General features: G+C 62.9%; 22 protein-coding genes. 14 read left to right on the top strand and 8 right to left on the bottom strand.

All coding sequences use genetic code 11. The annotated features are described in order from the left end of the window. Nucleotides 1-115 precede the first annotated feature (115 nt). Nucleotides 116-1,507 carry a methylenetetrahydrofolate--tRNA-(uracil(54)-C(5))-methyltransferase (FADH(2)-oxidizing) TrmFO gene (gene trmFO / locus M4J39_RS03795; RefSeq protein WP_251726455.1) on the bottom strand — a complete coding sequence of 464 codons (1,392 nt, stop codon included), beginning with the start codon at nucleotides 1,505-1,507 and terminating at the stop codon, nucleotides 116-118. A 461-nt stretch (nucleotides 1,508-1,968) separates the two neighbouring features. Further along, nucleotides 1,969-2,118 (bottom strand): DUF1127 domain-containing protein, encoded by a 150-nt coding sequence (locus M4J39_RS03790; RefSeq protein ID WP_084633142.1) that lies wholly within the window; start codon nucleotides 2,116-2,118, stop codon nucleotides 1,969-1,971. 119 nt (nucleotides 2,119-2,237) lie between these two features. On the opposite strand from M4J39_RS03790, the gene M4J39_RS03785 reads away from it, so the two are divergent. After that, nucleotides 2,238-2,633: a hypothetical protein gene (locus tag M4J39_RS03785; RefSeq protein ID WP_251726454.1), complete on the top strand. Its 396-nt coding sequence runs from the start codon at nucleotides 2,238-2,240 to the stop codon at nucleotides 2,631-2,633. 160 nt (nucleotides 2,634-2,793) lie between these two features. On the opposite strand, the gene M4J39_RS03780 is transcribed toward M4J39_RS03785, so the two are convergent. Further along, nucleotides 2,794-3,225 (bottom strand): L,D-transpeptidase, encoded by a 432-nt coding sequence (locus tag M4J39_RS03780; protein WP_251726453.1) that lies wholly within the window; start codon nucleotides 3,223-3,225, stop codon nucleotides 2,794-2,796. 335 nt (nucleotides 3,226-3,560) lie between these two features. Between M4J39_RS03780 and M4J39_RS03775 the strand changes: the two genes are divergently transcribed. The 5 genes from M4J39_RS03775 to gyrA all read left to right on the top strand — a co-directional run bounded on the left by M4J39_RS03775 (nucleotide 3,561) and on the right by gyrA (nucleotide 10,942). Next, the gene (locus M4J39_RS03775; protein WP_251726452.1) at nucleotides 3,561-4,136 is read left to right on the top strand and encodes an NnrU family protein; all 576 of its coding nucleotides are present in this window, start codon (nucleotides 3,561-3,563) and stop codon (nucleotides 4,134-4,136) included. A gap of 144 nt (nucleotides 4,137-4,280) precedes the next feature. Next, a complete protein-coding gene (locus M4J39_RS03770; RefSeq protein WP_251726451.1) occupies nucleotides 4,281-4,958 on the top strand; it encodes a tetratricopeptide repeat protein in 678 nt (225 codons plus the stop codon). Beyond that, on the top strand, nucleotides 4,955-6,328 hold the full coding sequence (locus tag M4J39_RS03765) for a PQQ-binding-like beta-propeller repeat protein (RefSeq protein WP_251726450.1): 1,374 nt from the start codon (nucleotides 4,955-4,957) through the stop codon (nucleotides 6,326-6,328). Before M4J39_RS03770 ends, M4J39_RS03765 begins: the two co-directional genes overlap by 4 nt. Before the next feature lie 82 nt (nucleotides 6,329-6,410). Continuing rightward, entirely contained in the window at nucleotides 6,411-7,814 is a 1,404-nt protein-coding gene (gene der / locus M4J39_RS03760; RefSeq protein WP_251726449.1) for a ribosome biogenesis GTPase Der, read from the top strand. Nucleotides 7,815-8,257: 443 nt separating this feature from the next. Further along, nucleotides 8,258-10,942, top strand: a complete 2,685-nt coding sequence (gyrA, locus tag M4J39_RS03755; protein ID WP_251726797.1) for a DNA gyrase subunit A — start codon at nucleotides 8,258-8,260, stop codon at nucleotides 10,940-10,942. A 114-nt stretch (nucleotides 10,943-11,056) separates the two neighbouring features. Here gyrA and M4J39_RS03750 read toward each other — a convergent pair whose 3' ends face one another. Next, nucleotides 11,057-11,305, bottom strand: a complete 249-nt coding sequence (locus M4J39_RS03750; RefSeq protein ID WP_251726448.1) for a hypothetical protein — start codon at nucleotides 11,303-11,305, stop codon at nucleotides 11,057-11,059. A 221-nt stretch (nucleotides 11,306-11,526) separates the two neighbouring features. On the opposite strand from M4J39_RS03750, the gene coaD reads away from it, so the two are divergent. The 4 genes from coaD (at nucleotide 11,527) to M4J39_RS03730 (ending at nucleotide 14,115) form a co-directional block, all read left to right on the top strand. Then, on the top strand, nucleotides 11,527-12,024 hold the full coding sequence (gene coaD / locus M4J39_RS03745; RefSeq protein WP_251726447.1) for a pantetheine-phosphate adenylyltransferase: 498 nt from the start codon (nucleotides 11,527-11,529) through the stop codon (nucleotides 12,022-12,024). Nucleotides 12,025-12,099: 75 nt separating this feature from the next. After that, nucleotides 12,100-12,603: a peptidylprolyl isomerase gene (locus M4J39_RS03740; protein ID WP_251726796.1), complete on the top strand. Its 504-nt coding sequence runs from the start codon at nucleotides 12,100-12,102 to the stop codon at nucleotides 12,601-12,603. Nucleotides 12,604-12,678: 75 nt separating this feature from the next. Further along, complete coding sequence (locus tag M4J39_RS03735; protein WP_251726795.1) at nucleotides 12,679-13,146, top strand: peptidylprolyl isomerase; 468 nt, start codon at nucleotides 12,679-12,681, stop codon at nucleotides 13,144-13,146. Between the two features lie 51 nt (nucleotides 13,147-13,197). Next, nucleotides 13,198-14,115 (top strand): DUF817 domain-containing protein, encoded by a 918-nt coding sequence (locus M4J39_RS03730; RefSeq protein WP_251726446.1) that lies wholly within the window; start codon nucleotides 13,198-13,200, stop codon nucleotides 14,113-14,115. On the opposite strand, the gene M4J39_RS03725 is transcribed toward M4J39_RS03730, so the two are convergent. Next, nucleotides 14,088-15,092 carry an inorganic phosphate transporter gene (locus M4J39_RS03725; RefSeq protein WP_251726794.1) on the bottom strand — a complete coding sequence of 335 codons (1,005 nt, stop codon included), beginning with the start codon at nucleotides 15,090-15,092 and terminating at the stop codon, nucleotides 14,088-14,090. The genes M4J39_RS03730 and M4J39_RS03725 overlap by 28 nt on opposite strands. Then, nucleotides 15,089-15,730 (bottom strand): DUF47 domain-containing protein, encoded by a 642-nt coding sequence (locus M4J39_RS03720; RefSeq protein ID WP_251726445.1) that lies wholly within the window; start codon nucleotides 15,728-15,730, stop codon nucleotides 15,089-15,091. The genes M4J39_RS03725 and M4J39_RS03720 overlap by 4 nt, the downstream gene beginning before the upstream one ends. Before the next feature lie 211 nt (nucleotides 15,731-15,941). Here M4J39_RS03720 and queA point away from each other — a divergent pair, with 211 nt between their 5' ends. Next, nucleotides 15,942-17,030: a tRNA preQ1(34) S-adenosylmethionine ribosyltransferase-isomerase QueA gene (gene queA / locus M4J39_RS03715; protein ID WP_251726444.1), complete on the top strand. Its 1,089-nt coding sequence runs from the start codon at nucleotides 15,942-15,944 to the stop codon at nucleotides 17,028-17,030. Between the two features lie 80 nt (nucleotides 17,031-17,110). Here the strand turns inward: queA and lexA are convergent, their stop codons facing one another. Then, complete coding sequence (lexA, locus tag M4J39_RS03710) at nucleotides 17,111-17,824, bottom strand: transcriptional repressor LexA (protein ID WP_251726443.1); 714 nt, start codon at nucleotides 17,822-17,824, stop codon at nucleotides 17,111-17,113. A 207-nt stretch (nucleotides 17,825-18,031) separates the two neighbouring features. Continuing rightward, the gene (locus tag M4J39_RS03705) at nucleotides 18,032-18,205 is read right to left on the bottom strand and encodes a hypothetical protein (protein ID WP_251726442.1); all 174 of its coding nucleotides are present in this window, start codon (nucleotides 18,203-18,205) and stop codon (nucleotides 18,032-18,034) included. 656 nt (nucleotides 18,206-18,861) lie between these two features. Here M4J39_RS03705 and M4J39_RS03700 point away from each other — a divergent pair. From M4J39_RS03700 to araH, 3 genes are all read left to right on the top strand, one after another. Next, nucleotides 18,862-19,848, top strand: a complete 987-nt coding sequence (locus M4J39_RS03700; RefSeq protein ID WP_251726441.1) for an arabinose ABC transporter substrate-binding protein — start codon at nucleotides 18,862-18,864, stop codon at nucleotides 19,846-19,848. Nucleotides 19,849-19,926: 78 nt separating this feature from the next. Further along, nucleotides 19,927-21,447 carry an L-arabinose ABC transporter ATP-binding protein AraG gene (gene araG / locus M4J39_RS03695; protein WP_251726440.1) on the top strand — a complete coding sequence of 507 codons (1,521 nt, stop codon included), beginning with the start codon at nucleotides 19,927-19,929 and terminating at the stop codon, nucleotides 21,445-21,447. Next, complete coding sequence (gene araH / locus M4J39_RS03690; protein WP_251726439.1) at nucleotides 21,447-22,394, top strand: L-arabinose ABC transporter permease AraH; 948 nt, start codon at nucleotides 21,447-21,449, stop codon at nucleotides 22,392-22,394. The genes araG and araH overlap by 1 nt, the downstream gene beginning before the upstream one ends. Nucleotides 22,395-22,433: the final 39 nt, after the last annotated feature.

Genomic DNA, 22,433 nt, shown 5'->3' with positions numbered 1-22,433 from the left:
TTCCAGAGATAGAGGCTGCTTCTGTATAAGCCAGATTTTCCTTTTGTAATTATTACTGACGCAGCAAATGCTTCTTTCGGTTGAGGAATCTCCGGGTTGCCAGTTGCACGTCGCCTCAGCCGAGCCAGTCGGCCAGGTCGTCCAGCGCCCGACGGCAGATCGCCTGCCGCTTCGCGATGGTTTTCTCGTTGCCTCTCAACCGTCGGCCGGGTTCCTTTGGCAGCTCGACGGGAGGAAAGAGGCCGAAGTTGACGTTCATGGGTTGGAACGAGCGTGGGGCGCCCTCGGCTTCCGTGGAGATATGGCCGCCCGTGATGTGGCCGAGAAGCGCGCCGAGCGCTGTGGTCGGTGGCGGAGGAACGGCTGCCGCGCCAAGTCGCTCGGCGGCGGCGAAGCGACCGGCCAGCAGGCCGATGGAGGCCGATTCGACATAGCCTTCGCAGCCGGTGACCTGGCCGGCGAATCTGATGTGAGGCGCCGCCTTGAGGCGAAGCACCGGATCGAGCAGACGCGGGCTGTCGAGGTAGGTGTTGCGGTGGAGGCCGCCGAGTCTTGCAAACTCGGCTTTCTCCAGCCCGGGGATCATCCGGAAGACGTCGGCCTGAACGCCATACTTCAGCTTCGTCTGGAATCCGACCATGTTGTAGAGTGTGCCGAGCGCATTGTCCTGGCGGAGCTGAACGATGGCATAGGACTTCACGGTTGGATCGCGAGGGTTGGTGAGACCTACCGGTTTCATCGGTCCGTGACGCAGCGTCTCCCGGCCGCGCTCGGCCATCACCTCGATCGGCAGGCAACCATCGAAGTAGGGCGTCTTCTCGAAATCCTTGAACTCGGTCTTTTCGCCGGCGAGGAGCGCGTCGATGAAAGCCTCGTACTGCTCGCGGTCGAGCGGACAGTTTATGTAGTCCGCACCGGTGCCGCCCGGGCCGGGCTTGTCATAGCGCGACTGGAACCAGGCCTTTTCCATGTCGATGCTGTCGAAATGGACGATGGGCGCGATGGCGTCGAAGAAGGCCAGTGAAGCGGCGCCGGTGGTGGCGCGGATGGCTTCGGCCAGCGACGGCGAGGTGAGCGGGCCGGTCGCGACGATCGTGCTGCCCCAGTCCTCCGGTGGCAGGCCATCCACCTCTCCTTCGACGACCGTGACAAGCGGATGGGAGCGCAGCGTCGCGGTGATCTTGTCGGAGAATCCATCCCGGTCGACGGCCAGTGCCCCGCCGGCGGGTACCTTGTTGGTGTCGGCGGAGGCCATGATCAGCGAACCGGCCCGGCGCATCTCCTCGTGCAGCAATCCGACGGCATTGTTCTGATGGTCGTCGGAGCGGAAGGAGTTGGAACAGACCAGTTCGGCGAAGCCGCCGGTCTTGTGCGCTTCGGTTCCGCGTCGCGGCCGCATTTCGTGAAGAACGACCGGAATGTCGCGGGAGACGATCTGCCAGGCGGCTTCCGAGCCGGCCAGGCCGGCGCCGACGACGTGGATGGGGGCGTGGGGCTGATTGGTCATGGCGGGGAGATAGCATGTCCGACGGGCGCCTGCAGCGCTTTTTCCGGACGTTCGCCCGCAATGAATCGGATCTGGGAAGCCTCGAAATGCAAACGCCCACCGGGGGAGGAGATCCGGTGGGCGCTGCAATTTTCTGTAGACGGCATGGGAGGAGGTATGCCGCTACAGCTAACCTGCGATGCGGGAGGAGGAGCATCGCAGGACGGTCGTAGCAAGGGAGGAGGATTGCCACGACCAAACCGACATTGCCCAGGGAGGAGGAAGGGCAGGTCGGTACTCACAAATCCGGCGAAATGGCCCTGGGAGGAGGAAAGGACCATCGTCGCCTAAGGGAAAGATGGGGGAGGAGGACCATCTTTCCAAGACACCGGCCGGAGGGAGGAGGAACCGGCAGGGTGTCTATCAGGATCGCCGCGGAACTGGGAGGAGGATAGTTCGGCTGGCGAGCCTAATTTCGTGGTTCAGAGCGTGGCCTTGCGGGCGACGTTCGAGATTTCACCGCGGGAGATGCCCAGGTCGGCAAGCTCGCGGGTGCTCAGACGGGAGAGCTCGCGATAGGTCTCCTGATACTTGCGGTAGGAGCGGAGCTTGTTGACAACGGTGTCCAGCATTTCATTCATCCATTCGGGTTGTGAGGCGCTGCGCTCTTCAGTCTGTCGTCTGCTGCGCTTCGCTCTCGACACCCCGATAATTAGGCGAACGAGGCATGCGGGGCTAGAGGGTGGTCTGCATGTCAGGAATGCAGTTTTCGCGCGGCAGCATTCTTGGCCACAAACCAATCCGTACGCCGGGTCGAAATGCGGCTGAAATACGACTTTCGACGAAGGGTGAGCCGCATATTTGCCGTTATTTGGCTTCCATGAGGTTCTTTTTGATGGAATTCGCTCAAAATTGGGCAATTGCTGCGATGCAGCATAAACCTTGCCTAAAACCGCCCGAAAGATTTTTTGAATGTGCCGGGCGGTTATGGATGCGGGTTCAAGGTTTGGAAAGTCTCAAAAAACTCTACGCAAATGTGCTGACGGTGCTGAATCGGTTTTTTGGCTTGCCTGTTGGCAGGGACTGTTTCGTCTTGAATCGTTTTCGTTCTCCGGCCGCAACACCATGGACGATCGCCCGGCAATGACAGCGATGTCATGGACGATGCTGCTGGAATGACCGGTTGCCAGGCTTCCTCTCTGTCGAACGGGCTGGCGCTAGCGCGATCTTGCGCGCGAGAGAGTCCGAAGCAACTCGATCAGAGAGGCTCTCGGCGCGGCGGGAAGGGGCGACTTCCGGAGGGGAGGCTATTGTTCGACTGAGACCCGCACCGTCGACGGTCCATATTGCCGGACCAGGGCGAACAATGCCTTGGCGTTGTCCGGGTGCAGGCGTACGCAGCCATGCGAAGCGGGCTTGCCGAGGCGCTTGACGTGGGGCGTCGCGTGAATCGCATACCCCCCATGAAAGAATATGGAGTGGGGCATCGGCGCATTGTCGTACTTGCGAGAATGCCACATGACATGCATGCGATAGGGCGTCCAGAACCCGGTGGGCGTGACGTAGCCGCGTCCGGCCGTCGATACCTTCCAGACGTGTGCGACCTTGCCGTGAACCAGAACGGTCATGGTCTGAGAGGATATGTCGACGCGTATCTGAACCTTCGGACCAAGAGCCTGCCGTGTCGTCGGTCCCGTTCCAAGTGCCTCCGCAATGTCGGCGGTGGGCGGGAGCGTCATCGCCAACTCGCCTGCGTTGTCATTCGGGGAGAGCGACGGTCGCATGGGGACGTTGTCAAAACCAGATCGATCGTCGGTCGCGGCGCGGGCCGGCGCTGCAACGGTCAAGCATAAGGACAGTCCCAACAGGGCGAGGACTCGATACATGACATCCCCCGTAAAGATGGGGATCACTATTGCACGCAAGCGTTAATTCATTATGGTCATGAACGTCTTTGCGGATTTCATTGCTTTATAGCCTTTTCGAGCCGATGGGAGCGCCGAGGGCCATACTCGGATCTCGGTTGGTATTTGGGCCGTCGGCCAGTTCGCGTTTCGTGTTCAAGGAGCAGGGAATGTCCATTTTCCTCGTTGGCCTCGTTCTCTTCATCGGCATCCACTCGATCTATATCGTGGCGCCCGGTGTGCGGGAGGCGGCGATCGCCCGCATCGGCTACAATCCCTGGCGCGGCGTCTACTCGCTCGTTTCTCTCGCCGGCCTCTTGCTCCTGATCTACGGTTACGGTCTCGCGCGTCAGGACCCCGTGCCGCTGTTCGAGCCGCCGTCCTGGGCTCGCCTGTTCGCCTTCGCACTGATGGTGGTGGCGTTGCCGTTGCTCGTGGCTTCCTTTTTCCCGGTGCCGACGCGCATCGGTCGCTTCGTTCGTCACCCGATGCTGATGTCGGTGACGCTGTGGTCGGTCGCCCACGCGCTGGCGGTCGGGACGCTGGCCGGCGTGCTGCTCAGCGCCGTCTTCTTTGTGTGGACGCTGGCCGCCCGATTTTCGCTTGTCGCGCGGCCGATGACCACTGCGCCGGTAGCCGCTCCCGAACCCCTGAACGACTGGATCGCGGTGGCCATCGGACTTGCCGTCTGGGCGGCGCTGATGTTCGTGCTGCACGACTGGCTGATCGGCATGCCGTTGCTGTAGGCCCTCGGGCGCTGCCCACATGAAGAGGTGGCGTCGTCGTGAAAAAGGCTGTAAACGGCGTCGATGAGTTGCGCTGGCACAGCGCTGCGCGAACAATGTGTGGGTGGCGACCGGCAGGGTCGCGAGCCGATAGTTGGATTGAAGATGTCTGATATTTTCGACGAAGTCGGTGAAGACCTGCGCCGCGACCGGCTGACGGGATTGTGGAAGCGTTACGGCTGGATCCTCTACGTAGCCGCCGGACTGATCGTCGCTGGTACCGCCGCCTGGCGCGGTTATGACTACTGGGCGACCAGTCGCGCCAATTCGGCCGGCGATGCCTATTCGCAGGTGCTCGCTTCCGCCAAGGCCGGGGACCACAAGGCGCTTGCCGAGTCGCTTGCCGTCTACGGCAGCGGTGCGCCCGAACAGTATCAGGTGCTTGCCCGCTTTCGTGCCGCTTCCGAGCATGCGGCAATGGGCGAGACCGACAACGCGCTCGCCGCTTTCGAAGACCTTTCCAAGGCGTCCGGCGTCGACCAGCCGTTTCGCGATCTCGCCGCGGTCCGTGCCGCTTTGATTGCCGTCGATCGGGAGAGTCTCGACCAGATCAAGGCGCGCGTCTCCAGCTACAACAACGACATTTCTCCGTGGCGTCACGCGGCACGTGAGATCGTCGCCCTCGCGGCCGTTCGTGCCGAGGACTGGAAGATCGTCGGCGAGGAGGCCCGCAAGCTCACCGATGATCCGACGACGCCGTCGGATGCGCGGAACCGGGCGCGCATTCTGCGTGATCTTGCGATCTCGCAAACCGGCAACGCCGACACTGGAGCCGCCGGATGACGGCTCTCCTGCGCCTTTCCTCCGTGGTCTTCGCACTGGTCGTCACCGTGACGCTCGGCGGTTGCGGCTCGGATTCGGCGATGGACTCGTTGTCTTCTCTCAACCCCTTCAAGAAGGACCAGCCGGTTGCCGAAGGCAATCGCACCTCGATCCTGGCTGTCTCGGACCCGACGCGTGGCGTCACCAATGGCCGGGCCAGCATCGGTGCGGCGACGGCACTTGCTTCGTGGTCTCAGGCCGGCGGCACGGCGACCAACGATCCGGGCAATGTTGCCGGCGCCCTGAAAGGTGTGCATTTCTGGTCGATCAAGGGCGGCAAGTCCGGCTTCGGCAACGGCATGATGGGGCTTTCGACCAGCAAGGGACGTGGCATTTCCGCCCGTCCGGTCGCGGCTGACGGGGTCGTCTATGTCTATGACTCCGCTGGCATCGTTTCTGGTTTCAAGGTGGCCAATAGCGGTGCGACGTGGCACGTCGGCGTATATCCGTCCGGTTCGCGTGATCCCGTCGGCGGTGGCGGGCTTTCGGTGTCGGGTGGCCGCGTCTACGTGGCGACGGGCTATGGCGAACTTCTGTCGATCGATGCGGCGACCAGTTCGATCCTGTGGCGGGTGAAACTCGATGCGCCGGCGCGCTCCGCTCCGGCGGTCGGCGGTGGCAAGGTGGTGGTCACCGCCCAGTCGGGTGTGGTGCAGGCCTTCGATGCCGCGACGGGCGCAGCCGGTTGGCGCGCTTCCACCGAGGTTTCCGGTGCCTCATTGGCCGGCGCCGGCAGTGCGGCGATCTCGGCCGATACCGTCGTGGTTGCCGGGTCGACCGGACAGATTCAGGCCTTTGATCTCGCCACGGGCAGCGTCAAGTGGCAGGCATCGATCACCGGCAGCGGCTCGATCTCGGCGATCACGGGGCTCCGGGATGCATCGGCAAGCCCGGTGATCCATGGCGACGCCGTCTATGCCACGGGCATCGGTGGCGCTCTGGTCGCCCTCGATCTCAAGTCCGGCGACGTTCGGTGGCAGCAGCCCATCGGCAGCGCAGAGACGCCCATCGTCTCCGGCGGTAGCCTGTTCCTGATCGATCTTGAGAACAGAATGATCGCCATCGATCTCAAGACAGGCAAGGTGATCTGGGCGCAGACGCTGCCGCTCAGGCCATCCTCGAACCGCAAGGGTTCGTGGGCCGGACCGGTGATGGCAGCCGGCAAGCTCTGGGCCTCCTCGAATGACGGTCGCATCGCATCGGTGGATGCAGCAACCGGTGCGCTCGGCGTCACCACCGAGATCGGTTTCAGTGGCGCCATTGCGCCGATCCTGAGCTCTGGCAAGATGATGGTTCTCGCCGGAGACGGTACACTCATCGCCGTGAACTGATCGCGGCGCCATAGGATAGAGGACGAGCGGCGGCGGATCGGTTGATCCGGCGCCGCGATGTCTATTGAAGGAAGTCTCGACCATGTCCGCGCAACCGACCGTTGCTCTCGTCGGCCGCCCGAATGTCGGCAAGTCCACCCTGTTCAATCGCCTCGTCGGCAAGAAGCTGGCGCTGGTCGACGACACGCCGGGCGTCACGCGCGACCGCCGTGTCGGCGGCGGCCGGCTTGGCGATCTTGTCTTCCAGGTCATCGATACTGCCGGTCTCGAAGAGGCCGATCCGGAATCGCTGGAAGGCCGGATGCGCGCCCAGACCGAGATGGCGATCCGCGAGGCGGATGCCATCCTGTTTCTCTATGACGCTCGGGCGGGCATCACGCCGCTCGACAAGCACTTCTCCGACATGATCCGCCGTATGGATCGAGAAGTGATCCTGATCGCCAACAAGGCCGAAGGGCGTGGCGTCGAACCTGGATTGATGGAGGCCTACGAGCTCGGCCTTGGTCAGGCGATTCCCATCTCGGCTGAGCATGGCCAGGGAATGTCCGATCTCTACGATGCGCTACGCGAAGCGCTTGAAGGGCGTCTCGGCTTTGCCGAGCCCGATAGCGAAGAGGCGGTCGTCAACCTTGATGTCGACGAGGAGGGCAACCTCGTCCGCCCGCAGGAACAGCGTCCGTTGCGCGTCACCGTCACCGGACGCCCCAACGCCGGCAAGTCGACGCTGATCAACCGGATGATCGGCGAAGATCGATTGCTCACCGGGCCCGAAGCGGGCATCACGCGGGATTCCATCTCGGTCGATTGGACGTGGCGGGATCGCGAGGTGAAGCTGTTCGACACGGCCGGCCTCCGCCGTAAGGCGCGCGTGCAGGAGAAGCTCGAAAAGCTGTCGGTCGCGGACGCGCTTCGAGCCATCAAGTTGGCCGAGGTGGTGGTCGTTCTCCTCGATGCCACCATTCCCTTCGAGAAGCAGGACCTGCATATCGTCGATCTGATCGTCCGCGAGGGCAGGGCGCTGGTGATCGGCCTTAACAAATGGGATCTCGTCGAGGATCGCGCCGCCAAGCTCAGGGAACTGCGCGAAGAGTGCGAGCGGCTGCTGCCACAGGTGCGCGGTGTCGAACTGGTGACGCTCTCCGGCCTCAATGGCCAAGGCATCGACAAGCTGATGCAGGCTGTCCTGCGTGCTTATGACGTATGGAACACGCGTATTTCCACCGGCCGCCTCAACCGCTGGCTGACCGGGCTCATCGAACATCATCCGCCGCCGGCCGTGGCCGGTCGTCGCCTGAAGATCCGCTACATCACCCAGGCCAAGACCCGGCCGCCCATGTTCGTGATATTTGGTTCGCGGCCGGATGCCATGCCGGAAAGCTACATGCGCTATCTCGCCAACGGGCTCCGGGAAACCTTCGATATGCCGGGTACGCCGATCCGGGTACAGATGCGCTCCGGCGACAACCCCTATGACAAAAAGGATTGATCGGAGCGGAGCCGTGGCCGTTCGGGCTGCTTGGAGTGGCAGAGGTCTTGCCTCAGGGGCGCGGCGATCCGCCATGCCGGCCCCGTTTGGAGCAAAGAACAGGCGGGGCTCTTCTTGCTCTGCTTGAGGCCACCAAAAAGCCCGAATAATCTGTTGATGTGAAAAGGTAAATTTGCTTGTGGCGATGGCTGTTGACGGGGGCGAGTCGCAATGGCTTCCGCCGTCAGAATCGGCTAGAACGAAGCATATCCGGCAGGTCCGGTCGCAAAGGACGATGCGTTGTCCGACCGGGCAGTAAAGACGTAAAGACAATCCCTGCCTCCTTCATGTCGTTTGACTGGGCGGCGGAGTAGTTCAGGAAGTTTAAGCCATTGGCTGAAGAGACGAAGACACCCGACGGCGCCGAGCCGACCGACATCAAGCCGGTGTCGATCATCGAGGAAATGAAGCGCAGTTATCTCGATTACGCCATGAGCGTGATCGTGTCCCGCGCCCTGCCGGATGTGCGCGACGGCCTGAAGCCGGTTCATCGTCGCATCCTCTATTCGATGAGCGAGAACGGCTACGACTGGAACAAGCCGTATCGCAAGTCGGCGCGCGTGGTCGGTGACGTCATCGGTAAATACCATCCGCACGGCGACAGCTCGATCTACGACGCCCTGGTGCGCATGGCGCAGCCCTTCTCGATGCGGCTGCCGCTGGTGGACGGACAGGGCAACTTCGGCTCCATCGACGGCGATAGCGCGGCCGCCATGCGTTACACCGAGGTTCGCCTCGAGAGAGTGGCGCAGGCGCTCACGGATGACCTCGACAAGGATACGGTCGACTTCAATCCCAACTACGACGGGTCCGAGCGGGAGCCGTCTGTGCTTCCGGCGCGCTTCCCCAACCTTCTGGTCAACGGCTCCGGCGGCATCGCCGTCGGCATGGCGACCAACATTCCCTCGCACAATCTCGGCGAGGTGGTCGACGCGACCATCCGCCTGATGGACAATCCGGACGCCGACATTGAAGAGCTGATGGAAGTGCTGCCGGGCCCCGATTTCCCGACCGGCGCCATGATCCTCGGCCGCTCCGGCATCCGCCAGGCCTTCATGACCGGACGTGGTTCCGTCGTCATGCGCAGCCGCGTCACCATCGAGCAGGTCCGCAAGGACCGAGAAGCGCTGATCGTCACCGAGGTTCCCTATCAGGTGAACAAGTCGGTGATGGTCGAGAAGATCGCCGAGCTGGTGCGTGAGAAGCGCGTCGAGGGCATCGCCGACCTTCGCGATGAGAGCTCGCGAGACGGCATTCGCGTCGTCATCGAGCTGAAGCGCGATGCCGTCGCCGATGTGGTGCTCAACCAGCTCTATCGCTTCTCCCAGCTGCAAACGTCCTTTGGCGTCAATATGGTGGCGCTGAATGGCGGCCGGCCGCAGCTGATGAACATCAAGGACGTGCTGTCGGCCTTCATCGCCTTCCGCGAGACGGTGGTGACGCGTCGCACGCGCTTCCTGCTCGGCAAGGCGCGCGACAGGGCCCACGTGTTGGTCGGCCTTGCCATTGCCGTCGCCAACATCGACGAGGTGATCGCCGTCATTCGCAATGCGCCCGATCCGGGCACTGCCCGCGAGCAGTTGATGACCCGTCGCTGGCCGGCGGCCGATGTCGAGGCGCTGATCCGCCTGATCGACGATCCGCGCCACGAAGTGAACGACGACGGGACCTACAATCTCTCGGAAGAGCAGGCGCGCGCCATTCTCGATCTTCGCCTACAGCGTCTCACCGCGCTGGGCCGCGACGAGATTTCCGACGAGCTCAACCAGTTGGCCGAGGAGATCAAGGGGTATCTCGAGATCCTCGCCTCGCGCGATCGGGTGCTTGAGATCATCCGCAACGAGCTCGTCGAGATCAAGACGGCCTACGCCACGCCTCGCCGGACCGAGATCGTCGAGTCCGACGCCGACATGGAAGACGAGGACCTCATCGCCCGCGAGGAGATGGTGGTTACCGTGTCTCATGAGGGCTACATCAAGCGGGTGCAATTGTCGCAGTATCGTGCGCAGAACCGGGGTGGCAAGGGCCGCTCGGGCATGGCGACGAAGGAGGAAGACTTCGTCACCCGCCTGTTCATCGCCTCGACGCACGCGCCGGTGCTGTTTTTCTCCTCGCGCGGCATTGCCTACAAGTTGAAGGTCTGGCGTCTGCCCCTCGGCACACCGCAGTCGCGAGGCAAGTTCATCAAGAACATCCTGCCGCTGCAGGACGGCGAGCGCATCACCTCGATCCTGGCGCTGCCGGAGGATGAGCGGAGCTGGGCGGATCTCGACGTGGTGTTCGCCACCCGTCTCGGCACCGTGCGCCGCAACAAGCTCAGCGACTTCACGCAGGTCAACCGTAACGGCAAGATCGCCATGAAGTTCGACGACGAGTTGGACGGCATCGTCGGTGTCGAGACTTGCACCGAGGACGACGACTTCCTGCTGGTGTCGGCGCTTGGCCAGTGCATTCGCTTCCCTGTTGGGGACGTGCGTGTCTTCAAGGGGCGTGATTCCACCGGCGTGCGCGGCATTTCGCTCGCCGATGGCGACGAGCTGATCTCGATGACCATCCTGCGTCATTTCGACGCGAGCCCGGCCGAGCGCACCGCCTTCCAGAAGCAGTGGACGGCCGAGCAGCGCGTGGCCGGCGACGAGGAAACCGACGTCGAGGATGTGGTCGCCGACGAGACGGAAGAGGAGGGCAACGGTATCGATGCCCTGTCACCTGAACGCTATGCCGAGATGATGCTGGCCCAGCAGTTCGTGTTGACGGTCAACGAACACGGCTATGGCAAGCGCTCGTCGTCCTACGAGTTCCGTATCTCCGGCCGTGGCGGCAAGGGCATCAAGGCGACCGACCAGAGCAAGCTCGACGAGATCGGCAAGCTGGTCGCCGGCTTCCCGGTGGAGCCGACCGACCAGATCATGCTGGTGTCCGACGGCGGGCAGCTGATTCGCGTGCCGGTCGGGCAGGTTCGCATCGTCTCGCGTGCTTCGAAGGGCGTTCGCATCTTCAATACGGCCGAGGGCGAGAAGGTCGTGTCGGTCGAGCACATCTCCGACATCGGCGAGGAGAGCAGCGAGGAGAATGGCGTCGAGGAGTGATCTCGACGCTCCTTTAGCTCCGGTCGAAAAAAGTCAGGGCGCAAGACGGTGGCCAAACGTCTTGCGCCCTTGCCGCATTCTGGACCGAGGCACGAGCGTGCCTCGCTTGATCTGTCACTCGACGATGGTCAGGCCCGCCGCCACGGTTGTGATCGTGACGGCGGTATCGTGCCGCGCCTCCCTGGCGCATACCTTCAAGCCATCGATTGTTTCGACGGCGCAGTTGGAGAGATTCGCCATCTGATCGCCCCGGCCGATTTCCGGATAGGTGGGTTCGGTGGCGCCGATCGAGAGAACGGCAGCCGAGAGCCCGGCCATGACGAGGGCCATCTTCCTCCAACGCGGTACTCGATGCTTCGTCATGTCAGTCCGCCTTCCTGCGCGAGACCCACTGTAAGGGGAGAGTTTCGGGCGGGATCGTTACGCAGCAGTTAACGTGATCCGGACGATTGGACGTATCGGGGTTAATGCTTAATGAGTGGTAAATACGACCAAGTGCCTAATCTTCGCCGCCAAGCCAAACGCGTTTCCCGATAGCGGCGGTGCAGTTGTTAACAGGCGGCGAACCGGCTATTCAGGTGACCATGACGACTGCTCTTTATGCCGGCTCGTTCGATCCGGTCACCTACGGCCATCTCGACGTGATCGAGCGCGCTTCGCGCCTGTTCGACAGGCTCGTGGTGGCCATTGGCGTTCACCACGAGAAGAAGAGCGAGTTCGACGCCTCCGAACGCGAAGCGATGATGCGCGATCTGGTCGCGCCGATCGCCGCGCGGACCGGAGGGGAAATAGAGGTCGTCACCTTTGCCTGTCTGGCCGTCGATATTGCGCGCCGACATCAGGCGCGCGTGATCGTTCGCGGTATCCGCAACAGTTCCGATCTCGACGTCGAGGTGGGCATGGCGGGCATGAACGCGGCCATGGCGCCGGAAATCGACACGGTTTACTTCGGGGCTTCCTCGGGCGTTCGCCATGTCGCGTCGAGCCTCGTCAAGCAGATCGCCAAGTTGGGCGGCGACGTCACTGCCTTTGTTCCGCCGCAGGTGGCGGAGAAACTCCGCGCCCGCTACCCGGCCGGCTGACCGGCTACAACAGGAAACAGGGAGATCGATGTGATCCGCAGGACCTTTCTCGCGGCGCTTGCCGCCTCCGGCATCATGCTGACGAGCGGAGTTTTGTCCACCGGCGCTTGGGCCGCCTCGCCGGACAACACGCTGATCCTGGAAACCAGCAAGGGCAAGGTGACCATCGAACTCAGGCCCGATCTTGCGCCCAAACACGTCGAGCAGATCAAGACGCTGGTCGGCAAGCACTTCTATGACGGCATCATCTTTCACAGGGTGATCGATGGCTTCATGGCGCAGACCGGCGATCCCACCGGTACCGGTATGGGCGGCTCCGACCTGCCGGATATCCCGGCCGAGTTCTCCAAGGCGCACTTCGGGCGCGGTGCCGTCGGCATGGCGCGCGCGCAGGATCCCAACAGCGCCAACTCCCAGTTTTTCATCATGTTCGACGACGGCGGCTTCCTCGACGGCCAGTACACCGTTTGGGGACAAGTGACCGACGGAATGGACGTGGTCGACAAGATCAATCGTGGCGAGCCGCCGGCAAACCCCGACAAGATCGTCAAGGCGCGTCTCGCTTCCGATCCGAACTGACCGATCGAACTTTCCGTCCGGCCGTGATAAGAGCGCTGCCGGCAACAAGACCGAAAGGAGGCCCGCGTGGCCGATATCAAGGATCCCGAGAACACCCTCGTCATGGAAACCAGCAAGGGCACCGTCGTCATCGAGATGCGGCCCGACCTCGCGCCCAACCATGTGGCTCACATCAAGAAGCTGGTGCGCGAGAAGTTCTACGACGGCATCGTGTTCCACCGCGTGATCGAAGGCTTCATGGCCCAGACCGGCTGCCCGCACGGGACCGGTACCGGTGGTTCGAAGTATCCCGACCTGAACCAGGAGTTCAACGCCGAGCCGCACGTGCGTGGCACGGTGTCCATGGCCCGCGCCATGAACCCCAACTCGGCCAACTCGCAGTTCTTCATCTGCTTCGACGACGCCCGCTTCCTCGACAAGCAGTACACGGTGTGGGGCAAGGTCATCGAAGGCATGGACAACGTCGACAAGATCAAGCGCGGCGAGCCGGTGCGCGATCCCGACAAGATCGTGTCGGTCGTCGTGGCCGCCGACGCGGCCTGACGTTTCCGTTCGATTGAGTTTGCGCCGACGAAGGTTTCTTCGTCGGCGTTTTTGTGGGAGGCGGCCATTCTTCCCGAGCCGGAACATGCCACTGGCCCGTTTCTGGAGCCGTTACGCCTGGCCCTGCGACGTCTTCTGTCGCGCCTGCCGGTTCCGATCGCAGAGTTCCTTCTGTTCGGTCTGAAGCAGGCATGGTCGTGCCTGTTTGGTGGCGTGATGCTTTCGGCGCTCATTGCCACCAAGTTTCTCTGGTCGGCGGATTGGCCTGTTCACCGCTACGACTTTCTCTTCGCCTTCGCGCTGACGGTTCAGGTTCTCATGCTGGCGTTTCGCCTTGAGAACCTTTCAGAGCTGAAGGTTATTGCCGTCTACCACGTGGTCGGCACGGCCATGGAAATCTTCAAGGTTCATATGGGCTCATGGAGCTATCCGGAGCCCGCGGTGATGGCGATCTCCGGCGTGCCCCTGTTCTCCGGCTTCATGTACGGTTCCGTCGGTAGCTACATGGCGCGCGCCATCCGCGTTTTCGACATGCGCTTCACCAACTTCCCTGGACGCAACTGGACCTTTGCCCTGTCCGTGGCCATCTACGCCAACTTCTTCGGGCACCATTTCATTCAGGATTTCAGGTGGTTCCTGTTCGCGGCGACGGTTGTTCTGTACGGGCGCGTGCGGATCTATTTCACGGTCGACAAGACGCCACGCTGGATGCCGCTCGTCGTCGCGGCCCTGCTGACCTGCTTTTTCATGTGGGTGGCCGAGAACGTCGGAACTTTCACCGGAACCTGGCTCTATCCGGGTCAAGCGGACTGGCGCCTGGTTTCCCTCGGAAAGATGGGGTCTTGGTACCTGTTGCTGTTCGTGAGCTTTACCCTAGTCACGCTCGTCCTGCCGCCCCGCCCGCCAGATGACGAGCCGGTGACGGAGGATGATGAGGTCATTCAGACGAACAGGTTGACCAGCCAGTAGGAGCAGGCGGCGATGGCGGCGCCGGCCGGCATCGTGATGATCCAAGCGATGACGATGTTGCCGGCGATTCCCCAGCGGACGGCCGACACGCGCCGCGCCGCGCCGACACCGACGATGGCGCCAGTGATCGTGTGGGTGGTCGACACGGGAATGCCGAAGTGCGTGGCGATGAACAGCGTGATGGCGCCGCCGGTTTCAGCGCAGAAGCCCTGCATCGGATTGAGCCGGGTGATCTTCGAGCCCATGGTGTGGACGATGCGCCAGCCGCCCATCAGGGTGCCGAGCGCCATGGCCGACTGACAGGCGATTACCACCCAGAACGGCACGTAGAACTCACCACCCAGATAACCCTGCGAGTAAAGCAGCACGGCGATGATGCCCATCGTCTTCTGGGCGTCGTTGCCGCCGTGGCCCAGCGAGTAGAACGAGGCCGAGACGAACTGCAGGTGCCGGAAAGTATTGTCCACTGCAAAGGGCGTTCGTTTGACGAAGGTCCAGGACACCGCGAGCACCAGCATCAGCGCGAGGAAGAAGCCGAAGGCCGGCGACAGGAAAATCGCGCCCGCCGTCTTCAGCAGGCCGGCCCAGACGATGGAGCTGAAGCCGGTTTTGGCGAGACCGGCGCCAACTAGGCCGCCCACCAGGGCATGCGAGGACGACGAGGGAATGCCGGCAAGCCAGGTGATGACGTTCCAGGTGATCGCTCCCATCAGGGCGGCGAACACCACATGCGGCGTGACGATGGACGGATCGATGATGCCTTTGCCGAGCGTCGTCGCCACGTGAAGGCCGAAGAACAGGAAGGCGATGAAGTTGAAGAAGGCCGCCCAGAACACCGCGTACTGCGGCCTGAGCACGCGCGTCGACACGATGGTGGCGATCGAGTTGGCGGCATCGTGCAGACCGTTGAGGAAGTCGAACAGCAGCGCGATGCCGATCAGGCCGACCAGCAGCGGAAGGGCGAGCGTCTCCATCAGACGTTCTCGATCACGATGCCGCTGATTTCCTTGGCGACATCCTCGAAGCGGTCGAGTACCTTCTCGAGCTCGCCATAGATTTTGCTGCCGATGATGTAGCCCATGGCGTTGCCCGTGCCATGCCGCCGATAGAGATCCTTGAGGCCGTTGTCATGCAGGAGGTCCGAGTGGCCCTCGACGCGGGTGACTTCTTCCGACAGAGCTGTCAGACGAGGGGCGTTGGAACCGACGCTCTTCAAGAGCGGGATGGCCTCGGAAACCAGCTTTGACGCCTGAAGGATGTCGAGCCCCATGTCGCGCATACCGGGATCGAAGGCGCGCTGCTCGAACAGCAGGATCGTCTTCACCACGCGGTGCATGGTGTCGATGGTGTCATCCATCGACTGGATGAGGTCCTTGATGTCGTTGCGGTCGAACGGCGTGATGAAGCTCCGCCGAACGGCAAGCAGCACCTCACGAGTGATTCCGTCGGCCTTGTCTTCGAGGGCGACGATTTCCGCGATGCGCGCATCGCGGTCGTCACCCGACAGAAGGGCGTTGAGGGACTGAGCGGCGTTGACGACGGTTTCGGAGTGTTGTGCGAACAGATCGAAGAATTGCTCTTCGTGCGGGAGGAGCTTGCGGAACCACTCGAGCATGGTCGGTCCTTGTTTTCTGGACTTTTCGGCACGCGGTTTATCCGATGACTCCCGTGGGCGCTAGTCGCAGTTCCCCAATGGTGCTGTTTTTTAGGCGGATATCCTTTAGGCCTTGCGCGCAGGGGTGGCAGAGCTTGTGCGGGAACTCGCAACGGGCCCCCTCGCTCGCGCTGGCTGTTGCCTTTCTCTGAGGCCATGCCTATGCAGGGTCATGCAAGTTTCAGCCTTCGATTTCGATCTGCCGCCCGAAAGGATTGCGCTGCGCCCGGCCGTCCCGCGTGACGCCTCGCGCCTGTTGGTGGTGACGCCGAGCGCCCCATTCGAAGATCGGCACGCGTGCGATCTTGCCGAGCTTCTATCGCCTGGTGACGCGCTGGTGTTCAACGACACCAAGGTCATTCCGGCCCAGCTCGAAGGCCGCCGCGAGCGCGAGGGCGCCGAGCCGGTTCGCTTTTCCGCCACGTTACACATGCGCGAGGCGCCGGATCGCTGGCGCGCTTTCGTGAAAGGCGCGCGCAAGCTGCGCGCTGGCGATCATGTGGTGTTTTCCGGCGCCGACCCAAGCACGCCCGCTCTGGGCGCCGTCGTTGCGGAGAAGGGCGATGACGGAGAGGTTACTCTGGCCTTCGATCGTGCCGGCCCGGATCTGGATCTGGCGTTGGTGACGGTCGGCCACATCCCCCTTCCGCCTTATATCGCAGCCAAGCGAGCCGAGGATGAGCGCGATCGGGCCGACTATCAGACGGTTTATGCCCGCGAGAGCGGTGCTGTTGCCGCGCCGACTGCCGGACTCCACTTCACGCCGGATCTCTTCGACCGGCTGGAAGTGCGCGGCATCGGCCGCCATTTCGTGACGCTGCACGTGGGGGCCGGCACGTTTCTGCCCATGAAGGTGGACGACACCGAAGACCACAAGATGCATTCCGAGATCGGTCACGTCTCGGAGGAAACGGCCGATGCGCTCAATGCCGTTCGTGCAGGAGGGGGCAGGGTGGTGGCCGTCGGTACGACGTCGCTGCGGCTTCTGGAAAGCGCCGCCGACGAGGACGGCCTTATCCGACCGTTTGCGGGTGCGACGGACATCTTCATCACGCCAGGCTACCGCTTCCGTGCCGTCGATCTGCTGATGACCAACTTTCATCTGCCGAGATCGACGCTGTTCATGCTGGTATCGGCCTTCTCCGGCCTCGACACCATGCGTGCCGCCTACGCCCATGCGATCGCCAGCGGCTACCGCTTCTATTCCTACGGCGACACGTCGCTGCTCCATCCCTCGCCGGAAAGCCGGCTGGTAAGATAAGTCGGGCCGCACTCTCGACGACGACATAACGAAAAGGGGCGCCGTAGAGCGCCCCATTGCCGGTTCAATGCCGACGACGATCAGTACCGGCGCATCAGAGCCACGAGACGGCCCTGGATTCGAACCCGATCGGGTCCGAAAATGCGGGTTTCATAGGCCGGGTTGGCAGCTTCGAGCGCGACGGAGGCGCCCTTGCGCCGAAGCCGCTTCAGCGTCGCTTCCTCGTCGTCCACCAACGCCACGATGATGTCGCCGGAGTCGGCCGTGTCGGACTTCTTGATGACGACGGTGTCGCCGTCGAGAATGCCGGCCTCGATCATCGAGTCCCCCCGCACTTCGAGGGCGTAATGCTCGCCGCCTGCAACGAGATCGATCGGGACATGCAAGATATGCGACTGGTTCTGGATGGCGGCGATCGGCACGCCGGCGGCGATGCGCCCCATGACCGGCACCGGCACCGTGTCGCGACTGTCGAGCGAAGGCGTGGAGACGCTGGCGGGCGCCGCCTTGCGGCCGGCATCGCCCTCGATCACCGATGGCGCGAACCCCTTGCGCGTCCGGCCAATGCCCGGCTGCATGGTCTCCGGCAGCTTGATGACTTCCAGCGCCCGCGCCCGGTTGGGAAGCCGGCGAATGAAACCGCGCTCTTCAAGCGCGGTAATGAGACGATGAATGCCGGACTTCGACTTGAGGTCGAGCGCATCCTTCATCTCGTCAAAAGACGGCGGAACGCCGGACTCCTTCAGGCGTTCATGAATGAACATCAGGAGTTCGAGCTGTTTGCGCGTGAGCATCGTCTGGTCCCCGCTGGTCGGCCGGCGCACCGAAACGCGAATCGGTACAAATCACGAACAGAGTTAACATGTTCCGTGTGTGTTCCGCAACGACTATCGCCGCTTCGGGTTCAGAAGCAGCCGGAAAACAGTGGGATCACCGCGACGTAAATCGCACCGCCCGGTCGCATGCCGGCGGAGAAACCGGTCCGCGATGGGGTGCCAGCTTCAGGAGAGCGACGTCCTGATGGCATCGATCGCATCGGCCGCATAGAGCTTGCATACGCCGCGCTTGCCGACCGGCTCGATCTTCAGCGTCTCGATCGCCTTCTTTACCTTGGCGTCGGACACGCCGATTTCCTTGGCGATGACGCCAACGGTCACGGTTGCCTGGTCGGTCAAGATGAGCACTCCACGTGGCGGGTTCTGCGACGGTGAAAGGTATGCGGCACCCGCGATCGGGTCAACGATCGAGCGGCCGGGATGCCTTCGGGGTAAATGCGTATGACCTATGCTTCGCCGTTGCCTCGAGCGTTCTTTGGCTGTGTCTTCCACTTTGTTCACGCCGGGCTGTCCAACAAAGGTCGAAGTGGTCGGTCTCTTAAGAGTTTCGTCCATGGAATTCATGGATGTAGCCATTCCCGCGTGGACATCCGCCACCTAGGCTGTTTTTCGCCGCGCAAGATCGTCCTTACTGAACGGACGAATGGCGCGGCGCGACCGGTTCAGCCGGCGGTGGGATGGCCGCCGGGAGGAAGCGTGGCTGCCGACAGGCTACAGGACGGGGGAAGTGGGGGATATCGGGGGAGGCATCGGCCGGCCCGTCTGGAATCGACGGCCAATCCGGCCTCGATCTCTTTGCCGATCAGTTCCGCTCCTCGTTCTGGTCAAGCAGCCACACAAGCCGCCGTTGCGGAGGGCTCCGGATGATCTGCGACAGCAGCAACACGGAATCGTCCATGATGGGGCTCTTCCGGTTCCGCCGCAAAGTCGATTGGAGTAGCGAAAGGCGCGCCGCGTTGGCGAGCGATCGTTGAAGAGAAAATGGAGGAAACGCCATGCTTCGTATTCTGAAGAGCATCGCCGCCGTCGGCATCGCCGTCGGGGCGCTGACCGTTGCGGCGCACGCCGCCGACATCAAGATCGGCTTCGTGGTCAAGCAGCCGGAGGAACCCTGGTTCCAGGATGAGTGGAAGTTCGCCGACGTCGCCGCCAAGGAGAAGGGCTTCACCCTGGTGAAGATCGGCGCCGAGGATGGAGAGAAGGTTCAGTCGGCGATCGACAACCTTGGCGCCCAGGGCGCACAGGGCTTCATCATCTGCACGCCGGACGTCAAGCTCGGGCCGGGCATTGTCGCCAAGGCCGAGGCCAACGGCCTCAAGATGATGACCGTCGACGACCGTCTGGTGAATGCCGATGGCTCGCCGATCGAGAGCGTGCCCCACATGGGCATCTCGGCGCTGAAGATTGGCGAGGCCGTCGGCACCGCCATCGCCGACGAGATCAAGAAGCGCGGGTGGGACATGGCGAGCGTCGGCGCGATCCGCGTCTCCTACGACCAGTTGCCGACCGCCGTCGACCGTGTCGAAGGCGCCATCTCCTCGCTGAAGGCGGCTGGCTTCCCCGAGGCCAACATCTTCGACGCCCCGCAGGCCAAGACCGACACCGAAGCGGCCCTCAACGCTGCCACGGTGGTGCTCAACAAGCATGCCGACGTCAAGCACTGGGTTGCCTTCGGTCTCAACGACGAAGCCGTGCTCGGCGCCGTCCGCGCCTCCGAGACCGTCGGCATCACGCCCGACAACTTCATCGGTGTCGGCATCGGTGGTGCGGACTCGGCGATCAACGAGTTCAAGAAACCTTCCGCCACCGGTTTCTTCGGCACTGTCATCATCTCGCCGAAGCGCCACGGCTACGAGACCGCGCTCAACATGTATGAGTGGATCGCCAACGACAAGGAGCCGCCGGCCGTGACGCTGACCGCCGGTGAGCTGGCTCTGCGCGACACCTATCAGGATGTCCGCAAGAGCCTTGGCATCGAGTAAGGCCGGACCTGCTGGGCCGCTGACATGACATGGAGCTGGCGATCTTCCGTCGCCGGCTCCCGAGCAAGGCGCGAGAACATGGCCGACTTTCTTAGCTTCTCCCACATTTCAAAGACATATCCGGGCGTCAAGGCGCTGTCGGATGTCTCCTTCGGGGTGGGAAAAGGCTCCGTTCACGGGCTGATCGGCGAGAATGGCGCCGGCAAGTCCACACTCATTCGTATTCTCTCAGGCGATACCGGGGCCGATGACGGCGAGATTTCCGTCGACGGGGTCGCGCAGCATTTCGGCTCTACCCGTGACGCCTTCGCGGCCGGCGTGGTGGTCGTGCATCAGGAACTGCAACTGGTGCCCGAGCTGACCGTGGCGGAAAACCTCCGGCTTGGCCGGTTTCCGAACCGGGCGGGCGTCATTGATTTTCGCTCGCTGAAAGACGAGGTGAACCGTCGTCTCAAGGAGATCGGCCTGTCGGTGGATGCCGACACCAAGGTGTCCAGATTGTCGCTGGGCGAGCGACAGATGATCGAGATCGCCAAGGCGATCATGCTGGATGCGCGCGTCATTGCCCTGGATGAACCGACGTCGTCGTTGTCATCGCAGGAGAGCGAGGTGCTGTTCCAGCTCATCGGCGAGCTGCGCGCCTCCGGCAAGGTCATCATCTACATCTCGCACCGTCTCGACGAGATATTCCGCCTTTGCGATGGCTGTACCGTCTTGCGCGACGGCAAGCTCGCCGCCCACCATCCTGCGATGGCTGACGTGACGCGCGAGAGCCTGGTTGCCGAGATGGTTGGGCGTGAGATCTCCGACATCTGGGGCTGGCGGGGCCGTCCTGCCGGTGAGGTCCGTCTCAAGGTTGAAGTGATGTCCGGGGCCAAGTTGCCGCGTCCCATCGACTTCGAGGCGAGAGCCGGCGAGATCGTCGGCTTTTTCGGGCTGGTCGGTTCCGGTCGTTCCGAGCTGATGCGCCTCGTCTATGGCGCCGATCCCCGCCGTTCCGGCAAGGTGAGCATCGATGGCGTGGAAAGCTCGGGCGCCAATCCGCGCCGGTCCATCCGTGAGGGCCTTGTGCTCTGTTCCGAGGACCGGAAGTTCGACGGCATCGTGCAGGGGCTTTCGGTGGCGGAGAATATCGTCATTTCCGCTCGCCGCCATTTCTCGCCCTTTGGTCTCCTGAGCCTCAGACGGGAGGCGGACACGGCGGCCGACTTCATCAAGCAGCTTCGCATCCGTACGCCGTCGGCCAAACAGGACATCGTCAACCTCTCGGGCGGCAACCAGCAGAAAGTGCTGCTTGCCCGGTGGCTGGCCGAGAGCGGCGTCAAGGTGCTCATCGTCGACGAGCCGACGCGCGGCATCGACGTCGGCGCCAAGGCCGAGATCTACGAGTTGCTCTACCACTTGGCGGAAAAAGGGCTGGCCATCGTCGTCGTCTCCAGCGAGCTGCCGGAGGTGATGGGCATTTCAGATCGCGTCATCGTCATGTGCGAAGGGCGGATCGCCGCCCGCTACGAACGCGCCGAATTCAACGAACACGCCATTCTCGCCTCGGCCCTGCCGGACCGGACGGCTGGCGAGCCGAACAAGAAAGCATCGTGATGGCCTTCCTGAAACGTCTCCTGCTGGGTGAGCAGGGCCTCCTCGTCATCTTCGTTATCGCCTTCGCGGTCGTCTCGGTTTTCGTGCCGAGTTTCCTCACCGAACGCAACATGCTGGGCCTGTTCCAGTCGGTGGTCACGATCGGCATCGTTTCCTGCACGATGATGTTCTGTCTCGCCTCGCGCGATTTCGACCTTTCCGTCGGTTCGATCGTCGCCTTCACAGGCATGGTGGCGGTCATGGCGTCGAACGCCTCCGGCTCGATCGTCATCGGCCTGATCGCGGCGCTTGCCTGCGGCACCTTCGTCGGCTTCGTCAATGGCGCCATCATCGCCAAGCTGAAGATCAACGCGCTGATCACCACGCTGGCCACCATGCAGATCGTGCGCGGCCTCGCGCTGATCTCCTCCGACGGCCGCGCCGTGGGTATCAACGATCCCGGCTTCTATCAGTTGGCCCTGTCGCGCTTTATCGGCATTCCGACGCCGATCTGGATCATGGTCGCCCTGTTCTGCGTGTTCGGTTTCGTCCTGAACCGGTCCGTTTTCGGCCGCAACACGCTGGCCATCGGCGGCAATCCCGAAGCGTCGCGTCTTGCCGGCGTCAACGTCGACGGCATGCGCATCTGGATCTTCACCATCCAGGGACTCGTCTGCGCCGTCGCGGGCATCCTTCTGGCGTCGCGCATCACCTCCGGCCAACCCAACGCGGCGACCGGCCTCGAGCTTTCGGCCATTTCGGCCTGCGTGCTCGGTGGCGTGTCGCTGGCCGGCGGGCGGGCGGCGATGACCGGCGTCATCGTCGGCGTGCTGATCCTCGGCATCGCCGAGAACGCCATGAACCTGCTCAACATCCAGGCCTTCTACCAGTATCTGGTGCGCGGCCTGATCCTGCTCCTCGCCGTGCTGCTCGACAACGTCCGTAGCACCGGCCTCGGCCGGAAGTAAGGCAAGCGGGCCAGACGCCGACACGAGACGACCAGCAGG

Source organism: Pleomorphomonas sp. NRK KF1, from assembly GCF_023721755.1.
Lineage (GTDB): Bacteria > Pseudomonadota > Alphaproteobacteria > Rhizobiales > Pleomorphomonadaceae > Pleomorphomonas.
The sequence above is the reverse complement of the archived record's forward strand: the minus strand, read 5'-3'. Positions and strand labels throughout refer to the sequence as shown.

What these genes read in the sequence shown, in the direction of transcription:
- trmFO (WP_251726455.1), bottom strand. Translation starts at nt 1,507, where the DNA reads ATGACCAATCAGCCCCACGCCCCCATCCACGTCGTCGGCGCCGGCCTG.
- M4J39_RS03790 (WP_084633142.1), bottom strand. Translation starts at nt 2,118, where the DNA reads ATGCTGGACACCGTTGTCAACAAGCTCCGCTCCTACCGCAAGTATCAG.
- M4J39_RS03785 (WP_251726454.1), top strand. Translation starts at nt 2,238, where the DNA reads ATGTCAGGAATGCAGTTTTCGCGCGGCAGCATTCTTGGCCACAAACCA.
- M4J39_RS03780 (WP_251726453.1), bottom strand. Translation starts at nt 3,225, where the DNA reads ATGACGCTCCCGCCCACCGCCGACATTGCGGAGGCACTTGGAACGGGA.
- M4J39_RS03775 (WP_251726452.1), top strand. Translation starts at nt 3,561, where the DNA reads ATGTCCATTTTCCTCGTTGGCCTCGTTCTCTTCATCGGCATCCACTCG.
- M4J39_RS03770 (WP_251726451.1), top strand. Translation starts at nt 4,281, where the DNA reads ATGTCTGATATTTTCGACGAAGTCGGTGAAGACCTGCGCCGCGACCGG.
- M4J39_RS03765 (WP_251726450.1), top strand. Translation starts at nt 4,955, where the DNA reads ATGACGGCTCTCCTGCGCCTTTCCTCCGTGGTCTTCGCACTGGTCGTC.
- der (WP_251726449.1), top strand. Translation starts at nt 6,411, where the DNA reads ATGTCCGCGCAACCGACCGTTGCTCTCGTCGGCCGCCCGAATGTCGGC.
- gyrA (WP_251726797.1), top strand. Translation starts at nt 8,258, where the DNA reads ATGAAGCGCAGTTATCTCGATTACGCCATGAGCGTGATCGTGTCCCGC.
- M4J39_RS03750 (WP_251726448.1), bottom strand. Translation starts at nt 11,305, where the DNA reads ATGACGAAGCATCGAGTACCGCGTTGGAGGAAGATGGCCCTCGTCATG.
- coaD (WP_251726447.1), top strand. Translation starts at nt 11,527, where the DNA reads ATGACGACTGCTCTTTATGCCGGCTCGTTCGATCCGGTCACCTACGGC.
- M4J39_RS03740 (WP_251726796.1), top strand. Translation starts at nt 12,100, where the DNA reads ATGCTGACGAGCGGAGTTTTGTCCACCGGCGCTTGGGCCGCCTCGCCG.
- M4J39_RS03720 (WP_251726445.1), bottom strand. Translation starts at nt 15,730, where the DNA reads ATGCTCGAGTGGTTCCGCAAGCTCCTCCCGCACGAAGAGCAATTCTTC.
- queA (WP_251726444.1), top strand. Translation starts at nt 15,942, where the DNA reads ATGCAAGTTTCAGCCTTCGATTTCGATCTGCCGCCCGAAAGGATTGCG.
- lexA (WP_251726443.1), bottom strand. Translation starts at nt 17,824, where the DNA reads ATGCTCACGCGCAAACAGCTCGAACTCCTGATGTTCATTCATGAACGC.
- M4J39_RS03700 (WP_251726441.1), top strand. Translation starts at nt 18,862, where the DNA reads ATGCTTCGTATTCTGAAGAGCATCGCCGCCGTCGGCATCGCCGTCGGG.
- araG (WP_251726440.1), top strand. Translation starts at nt 19,927, where the DNA reads ATGGCCGACTTTCTTAGCTTCTCCCACATTTCAAAGACATATCCGGGC.
- araH (WP_251726439.1), top strand. Translation starts at nt 21,447, where the DNA reads ATGGCCTTCCTGAAACGTCTCCTGCTGGGTGAGCAGGGCCTCCTCGTC.